The sequence below is a fragment of the Micromonospora sp. NPDC093243 genome (assembly GCF_044753725.1).
Lineage (GTDB): Bacteria > Actinomycetota > Actinomycetes > Mycobacteriales > Micromonosporaceae > Micromonospora.
The window spans coordinates 362911-370743 of sequence record NZ_JBIVNT010000002.1 but is presented as its reverse complement, the minus strand read 5'-3'; the positions used below and the strand labels follow the sequence as shown (position 1 = coordinate 370743).

General features: G+C 73.3%; 5 protein-coding genes. 3 read left to right on the top strand and 2 right to left on the bottom strand.

Going from position 1 to position 7833, the window contains the following annotated elements:
- Positions 1-1282 (bottom strand): HAMP domain-containing protein (locus ACIP9D_RS06505; protein WP_400449449.1); only part of this gene is annotated, 1282 nt, incomplete at its 3' end.
- 181 nt (positions 1283-1463) lie between these two features.
- Here ACIP9D_RS06505 and ACIP9D_RS06500 point away from each other — a divergent pair.
- Complete coding sequence (locus ACIP9D_RS06500) at positions 1464-3548, top strand: SpoIIE family protein phosphatase (protein ID WP_400449447.1); 2085 nt, start codon at positions 1464-1466, stop codon at positions 3546-3548.
- Between the two features lie 205 nt (positions 3549-3753).
- Complete coding sequence (locus ACIP9D_RS06495) at positions 3754-4185, top strand: hypothetical protein (protein ID WP_350868179.1); 432 nt, start codon at positions 3754-3756, stop codon at positions 4183-4185.
- Positions 4186-4219: 34 nt separating this feature from the next.
- Here the strand turns inward: ACIP9D_RS06495 and ACIP9D_RS06490 are convergent, their stop codons facing one another.
- Positions 4220-5578: an FAD-binding oxidoreductase gene (locus tag ACIP9D_RS06490; RefSeq protein ID WP_350868181.1), complete on the bottom strand. Its 1359-nt coding sequence runs from the start codon at positions 5576-5578 to the stop codon at positions 4220-4222.
- 101 nt (positions 5579-5679) lie between these two features.
- Here ACIP9D_RS06490 and ACIP9D_RS06485 point away from each other — a divergent pair, with 101 nt between their 5' ends.
- Positions 5680-7776, top strand: a complete 2097-nt coding sequence (locus tag ACIP9D_RS06485; RefSeq protein ID WP_350868183.1) for a S9 family peptidase — start codon at positions 5680-5682, stop codon at positions 7774-7776.
- Positions 7777-7833 lie beyond the last annotated feature (57 nt).

Sequence of the window (7833 nt, the reverse complement as noted above, 5' to 3'; positions counted from 1 at the left end):
TGTTCACCGTCGACTTCAGCTCCAGGATCTCGCCCTGCGCGTCGACCGTGATCTTCTGCGACAGGTCACCCTTCGCGACCGCCGTGGAGACCTGGGAGATGTTGCGCACCTGACTGGTCAGGTTGCCGGCGAGCTGGTTGACGTTCTCGGTGAGGTCCCGCCAGGTGCCGGAGACCCCGCGCACCTGGGCCTGACCGCCCAACTTGCCCTCGATGCCCACCTCACGGGCCACCCGGGTCACCTCGTCGGCGAACGACGACAGCTGGTCGACCATCGTGTTGACGGTGTCCTTCAGCTCCAGGATCTCGCCCTGCGCGGCCACCGTGATCTTCTGCGACAGGTCACCCCGGGCCACCGCCGTGGAGACCTGCGCGATGTTACGCACCTGACTGGTCAGGTTCGACGCCATCGAGTTGACGTTGTCGGTCAGGTCCTTCCAGGTGCCGGCGACGTTCGGCACCTCGGCCTGGCCGCCCAGCTTGCCCTCGGTGCCCACCTCGCGGGCCACCCGGGTCACCTGCTCGGCGAAGAGCCGCAGCGTGTCGGTGAGCGAGTTCATCGTGTCGGCCAGCTCGGCGACCTCGCCGCGCGCGCCGACGGTGATCTTCTGCGACAGGTCGCCCTTCGCCACCGCGGTCGCCACCTGTGAGATCGACCGCACCTGGCCGGTCAGGTTCGACGCCATGGTGTTCACCGAGTCGGTGAGGTCCTTCCAGGTGCCGGCGACGCCCCGGACGTCGGCCTGGCCGCCCAGCTTGCCCTCGGTGCCCACCTCCCGGGCCACCCGGGTCACCTCGTCGGCGAACGACGACAGCTGGTCGACCATCGTGTTCACGGTGCGCCCGATGCGCAGGTACTCACCGCGCAGCGGTCGCCCGTCGATCTCCAGCGCCATGTGCTGGGAGAGATCGCCGTCGGCGACCGCCACGATGACCCGGGCGATCTCGGTGGTCGGCCGGCCCAGGTCGTCGATCAGCGAGTTGATCGCCCGCTGCCCCTCAGCCCAGGAGCCGTCCAGGCCCTCGTCGTCCAGGCGCTCGGTGAGCCGACCGTCCCGGCCGACGATCCGGCTGATCCGCCGCAGGTCGAGGTACTGCCGCTCCTGGAGCGAGACGACCTCGTTGAAGGCGTCCGCGACCTCACCGGCCGCCCCCGCGCGCCGGGGCAGCCGCACCTTGAGGTCGCCGCGACCCACCCGCCGCAGCGCCTCGGTCAACTCACCGAGGAGCGCCTCGTGGTCGGTCGCGGACGGATCCGCCACCGACTGCTTCGCCGTGGTCATCATTCCTCGTCTCAGCTCGGGGGCACCGACGCTGCCGACACGCCGGCCACCCCATATTGTGCCTGCGATCGCGCCGATGCCAGCTCGCGCGACTGCTCGCCACGCCCGACAGCCCGTCCCGATGGCGACCAGAGGCGGGATCGGCTTGGCACCTGCCGGGGTGGCGATGGAGGATACGGGGGTGTCGGCGGAGGCGAGGCCCGCGGCGGCCGGGGGCCCGGACGGGCACGTCCGGCGCGTCCGCCTTCCCGCCGACCGGCGTACGCCCGCCGCGGCGCGCGCCCTGGTCCGCTCGGTTCTCGCCGAGGCGGACCTGGACGAACTGCTCAACGAGGCCCTGCTGCTCACCACGGAACTCACCACCAACGCCGTGGAACACGCGGGCACCGAACTGGACATCGAGGTCGCCGCGGATGAAGTCGGGCTGACGGTCACGGTCTCCGACTTCGCCTCCGGCCCCGTCGACGAGCTGATCGTCGGAGTCCGCAACGACACCGCCGAGATCACCGAGGTCGCCGAGCGGGGTCGGGGGCTGCTCCTGGTCGACCACTTCGCCAGCCGCTGGGGCACCACCTACCTACCCACCGGGAAGGGCGTCTGGTTCCGGCTGGACCGCTCCGGCGCCGGTTCGGCCTCAGCGGACGCCGCCGCCGGCACCCGGGGTGGGCACGGCGGCGCCGGGGGCGACGGGCCCGGCGCGGTGTCCAGCGACGCGCCGAGCGCCGGCGCGATGAGCGAGCTGATGCAGATCAGCCCCGATCCGTACGCCGACGACCCGTTGCCCGATTTCGCCACCGGCCTGCTCACCCGGGTCGCCGAGATGGTCGGCGCGGCCGGTGGGGTGATTCGGCTGGACCGGGGCGACGGACCGGGCTCGCAGGTGCTGGCCCGCTACGGCCGCCAGCCCCGCGACGGCAACGAGCTGCTCCGGGTGAAGCTGAGCGTGCACCGCCCGTACGCCGGCGAGCTGGAGCTGGACGCGGCGCCGTCGGCGTACGCCCGGCCGCTCGCCGTGCTGGCGGCCGAACGGCTCTCGCTGCACCTGGAGAACGACCGGCTGCGGCGCACGGACGTCCGGCGGCAGGCCTGGCTGACCTTCCTGGCGGAGGCGAGCGAACTGCTCGCCCAGTCGCTGGACGTCGAACTGACCATGGCGCTGATCCCGCAGCTCGTGGTGCCCCGGCTCGGGCAGTGGTGCGCGGTGCACACCACCGACGAGTGGGGCCGGCTGCGGCTCGCGGCCTCCAGTCACGCCGACGAGTCGGTCCTGCCGCAGCTGCACAAGGTGCTTCAGGAGACCGGCCCGGATTCCGTCCAGGCCCGGCTGCGCGAGGCGTCCCGCAACGCGGCGCAGGTCCCGCTCGGCGGGCCGATGGAGGGTTTCGCGGTGCCGCTGATCGCCCGGGGCCAGCGGCTCGGCACCCTGGCCGTCGGGCGGCACCAGCGGCACCGGCACGACCCGGACGAGGTCGCCGTGCTGGAGGATGTGGCCCGGCGGGCCGCGCTGGCGATCGAGAACGCCCGCATCCACGCCGAGCGCCGCCGGGTGGCACAGACGCTCCAGCAGTCGCTGCTGCCTCCGGTGCTGCCGGTGGTCGACGGGATCGGCTTCGCCGCCGAGTACGTGCCGACCGGTGACGACGCCGACGTCGGCGGCGACTTCTACGACGTGCTGCCGCTGCCCGACGGGCGGTGGCTGGTGGTGATCGGCGACGTCTCCGGCAAGGGGGTGCAGGCGGCGGCGGTCACCGGGCTGGTGCGCGACGTGATCCGGGTGCTGGTCGGCGACGGCAAGCCGCTGCCCGAGGTGCTCACCCGGCTCAACGAGACGCTGGTCGAGCGGGGCGGTGGCCGATACTGCACGCTGGCCATGGCGGCGGTGGGGCCGGGCGACGGCGACCGGCTGGACGTCTCCCTGCACCTCGCCGGGCACGACCGGCCGGTGCTGCTGCGCGGCGGGGGCGGTGGCGCGTTCGTCGGCACCGGCGGCACCGCGCTGGGCCTGCTCGACACCATCGCCACGCCCACGGCGGAGGTGCCGCTGACCCCGGGCGACGCGCTGATCTTCTACACCGACGGGGTCACCGAGCGGCGTCGCGGGCGGGAGCTCTTCGGCACGGAACGGCTGCGTGACGCCGCCGCGCCGCTGGCCGGCTACTCGGCCGACGTGGTCGCCGCGCGGCTGCGGGCCGCCGCGATCGGCTTCTCGGTCGAGGCGCCCCGCGACGACATCGCCATCCTGGTCCTGCGCAACGACGCGGTCTGACAGGCTCGCGGCCAGCACGATCCGACGAGCGGGCGCTCGCGCCGTTGCTTGATCGACTCGACTTTCCTGATGTCGGGGTGTCCGTCCGGGGCCGACAGCCCGTCTTCAGGGATTTCGAGTCGATCAAGCACGGGGCATTTCGCGGCCCCGCGCCTGACGTTCAGCCGGACGACGCGGCGGTGCGCCAACCGGTAGGTTGACGCCCATGTCGACCACCGTGGATGTTGCCGCCGACCGGCCGCGTCTGGCCCGCGTCGTCCTGGTCACCCAGGCAGCCGTGATCGCCGCCTTCGTCGTGGTCGCGGCGCTCTACATCGGGCGGATGCTGACCGCCGGCGTCGGCCCCTCGGAGATGCTGACCGGGGCGTACGACCCGAAGGATCTTGTGCCGTTCGGCCTGCACGGGGCGAACCCGTTCCTCTGGCTCTACGCCACGGTGTCGGTCCTCTACCTGGCGGGTGCCGTGCTCACCGTGCCGATGGCGATCTACGCCGTGGCCGTGGTGGCCCGGGACGCCGACCGCATCCCCCGGCGGTCGCGGATCCTCCTCCTCGTCGGCGCCGGAACCACCGCGGTCCTGCTGCTGGCCCGCTTCACCCCGGCGGTCGCCGACATGCACCAGTGGTGGCTCGACTGATCATCCCGGGCGGGCGGGCCACGGGGCCGACGACTCAGAAGCCACCGGGTAGGCGGCCGGGGGCGAGCCGGTGGTGCGGGTCGAGGTGCTCCTTGGCCGCCCGCAGCCGGGGCAGGGTGGTCAGCTCGCCCCACAGGTCGACCGCGCGGCGGACCGCGGCGGGCGCGGAGAGCACCACGCACCGGCCCCGGCGGGCCAGCAGAACCCCCCGGACGGCGGCCAGGATCGAGGCCACCCGATCGGGGGGCAGCGACCCGGGCAGGGCCGCGTGCACCACGCCCAGCCCGGCGGAGCCGCGCACCGGCACCGGGGCGCCGGCCGCGTCGCGCAGCGCGTAGACGGCCGCGTGCAGATCGGTGATCGGCACCTCGATGCGCAGTGCGGTGTCGCCCGGCGCGAACGGGTAGCGCCGCCACCAGGTCGGCGGGGAGTGGGTGACCGTCACCCCACCGTCGAGCAGCGACACCAGCCGCTCGGCCCGCTCGACCACGTCGGCCGGGCCGCCCTCCAACAGGACCACGAGACTGCCGGCCCGGGACGGCACGTCGGCCCGACCGGTCATCGACGGGTGGCGGGCCCGGGCCGCGGCGGCCGGGTCGTCGGGGCGCACCGGCCGGCGCGGCAACGGCGCGGTGGCCGAGAGGTCGAGTTCGACGGCGGCGGGATCGAGGCGCGCGGCGAGGATGGCCCGCACCAGGTCGTTGACCTCGAGCGGGGTCCACACCGGACGGGAGACCCAGAGCCGGCTGGCCGGCACGGGCTGCACCCGCAGGGTGGCGGAGACCAGCACGCCGAGCGCCCCCTGCGACCCGCAGAGCAGCCGGGCCAGATCCAGCCCCGGCGCACCCCCGCCCGCGCTGACCAGCTCGCCGTCGGCGGTCAGGTAGCGGACGCCGACCAGTTGGTCGCAGGGGCTGCCGTGCCGGTGCCGCAGCGGGCCGGCCTCGCCGGCGGCGAGCACCCCGCCGAGGGTCGCCCCGGGCGAGGGCGCGTCGACGGCGAGTCGCTGGCCGGTGCGCTCCAGGGTCGCCTGGACGGCGCGCAGCGGCGTGCCGGCTCCCACCTCCACCGTCGGCGCGTCGACCGGCTCGTGCCCGATGCCGGCCAGCCGACCGGTGTCGAGCATGATGTCGACCTGCTCCGGGGCGGCGCCCCAGTCGATCTTCGTGCCGGCGCCGCGCGGGACCACGGTCAGGTCGTGCGCGGCCGCCAGCCGGAGCACCCGGGCCGCCGCCTGCGAACCGCCCGGGACCGCGACCCAGCGGGCGGCCCGGCCGGCCACCTCGTCGGCCGGACCGGCGAACCGGGCGAACGGCGGACCACAGATCTCCGTCAACCGATGGGTGATCTCCAGAGCTCCGGACCGGTCGATCGAACTCGCTGCAGCCGCCATGCCAGCCATCGTACAGGTGTTCGAATGACTGTGGTGTGGAATGCGGGCGACCGGGCCGCGCGTACCGGCCGTGACCGGCGGCCGGCCGGTAACGTGACGCCGTGACCACCGAGAATTCCGCGCCCACGGCCAAGCGGGTCCCCAGCGAGCGGACCCACCACGGCGACACCGTCGTCGACGAGTACGCCTGGCTGGCCACCAAGGACGACCCGGAGACGATCGCATACCTGACCGCCGAGAACGCCTACACCGAGGCCCGCACGGCGCACCTGGCCGGCCTGCGCACGGAGCTGTTCGAGGAGATCCGCCGGCGCACCCAGGAGACCGACCTGTCGGTGCCGACCCGCAAGGACGGCTACTGGTACTACAGCCGCACGGTCGAGGGGCAACAGTACGGCGTGCAGTGCCGACGCGCGGTCCGCGACGGCGAGACCGAGCCACCGGTCAGCGTGGACGGCGCCCCACTCGACGGCGAGGAGGTGCTGCTCGACGGCAACCTGCTGGCCGAGGGGCACGACTTCTTCGCCCTCGGCGCGTTCGACGTCAGCCCGGACGGCCGCTGGCTGGCCTACTCCACGGACTTCTCCGGCGACGAGCGGTTCACCCTGCGGGTCAAGGACCTCAACACCGGCGAGCTGCTCCCCGACGAGGTGCCCGACACCTTCTACGGCACCGCCTGGTCCGCCGACGCCTCGGTGCTCTTCTACGTCACCGTCGACGACGCCTGGCGACCCAACCGGGTCTGGCGGCACACCATCGGCTCCCCGGCGGCCGACGACGTGGTGGTGCACCAGGAGGACGACGAGCGGTTCTGGGTGGGGGTCGAGCTGACCCGCTCGGAGAAGTTCATCCTGATCGACATCCACAGCAAGATCACCAGCGAGGTGCTGGTGATCCCGGCCGGCAACCCGACCGGCCAGCCGGCCGTGGTCGCGCCCCGCCGGCAGGGTGTCGAGTACGCGGTGGAGCACCACGGCCACCGTTTCCTGATCCTGCACAACGACGACGCCGAGGACTTCGCGCTGGCCTACACGTCCGCCGACGCGCCGGGCGACTGGGTGCCGCTGATCGAACACTCCCCCGGCACCCGGCTGGAGGCGGTCGACGCGTTCGCCGACCACCTGGTGGTCTCGCTGCGGGCCAACGGGCTGACCGGGCTGCGGGTGCTGCCGATCGGCGGCGGCGACTCGTACGACATCGACTTTCCCGAGCCGCTCTACAGCGTCGGGCTGGACGCCAACCCGGAGTACCGGACCGGGCAGATCCGGCTGCGTTACTCCTCGCTGGTCACCCCGGACTCGGTCTACGACTACGACCTGGTCACCCGGCAGATGGTGCTGCGCAAGCAGAAGCCAGTGCTGCCCGGGCCGGACGGGCGGCCGTACGACCCGGCCGACTACGAGCAGCACCGGGACTGGGCGCTCGCCGACGACGGCACCCGGGTGCCGATCTCGCTGGTCTGCCGGGCGGGCACCCCTCGGGACGGCTCCGCCCCCTGCGAGCTATACGGCTACGGGTCGTACGAGGCCAGCATGGATCCCTGGTTCTCGGTGGCCCGACTCTCCCTGCTGGACCGGGGCGTGATCTTCGCGGTGGCGCACACCCGGGGCGGCGGCGAGCTGGGCCGGCGCTGGTACGACCAGGGCAAGCTGCTGGCGAAGAAGAACACCTTCACGGATTTCGTGGCTACCGCCCGGCACCTGGTCAAGACCGGCTGGACGGCGAGCGACCGGCTGGTCGCCCGGGGCGCGTCGGCCGGCGGCCTGCTGATGGGCGCGGTGGCCAACCTCGCGCCGGACGCCTTCGCCGGCATCGTCGCGCAGGTGCCGTTCGTGGACGCGCTCACCTCGATCCTCGACCCGTCGCTGCCGCTGACCGTCACCGAGTGGGAGGAGTGGGGCAACCCGCTCGACGACCCGGAGGTCTACGCGTACATGAAGTCCTACACGCCATACGAGAACGTGGCGGCGGTGGACTATCCGGCGATCCTCGCGGTGACCAGCCTGAACGACACCCGGGTGCTCTACCACGAGCCGGCGAAGTGGATCGCGAGGCTGCGGGCCACCGCGCCGCAGGGCGACTACCTGCTCAAGACCGAGATGGGCGCCGGTCACGGCGGCCCGAGCGGTCGCTACGACTCGTGGCGGGAGGAGGCGTTCATCAACGCCTGGATCCTCGACCGCCTCGGCCGGGCCTGACCGCACGCCCGCACGCGCGCCGCGCAACAAGATCACGCAACATCCGGGATGTGGTGG

Excerpts from the sequence above, each read along its gene's own strand:
- ACIP9D_RS06495 (WP_350868179.1), top strand. The coding sequence starts at position 3,754 with ATGTCGACCACCGTGGATGTTGCCGCCGACCGGCCGCGTCTGGCCCGC.
- ACIP9D_RS06490 (WP_350868181.1), bottom strand. The coding sequence starts at position 5,578 with ATGGCGGCTGCAGCGAGTTCGATCGACCGGTCCGGAGCTCTGGAGATC.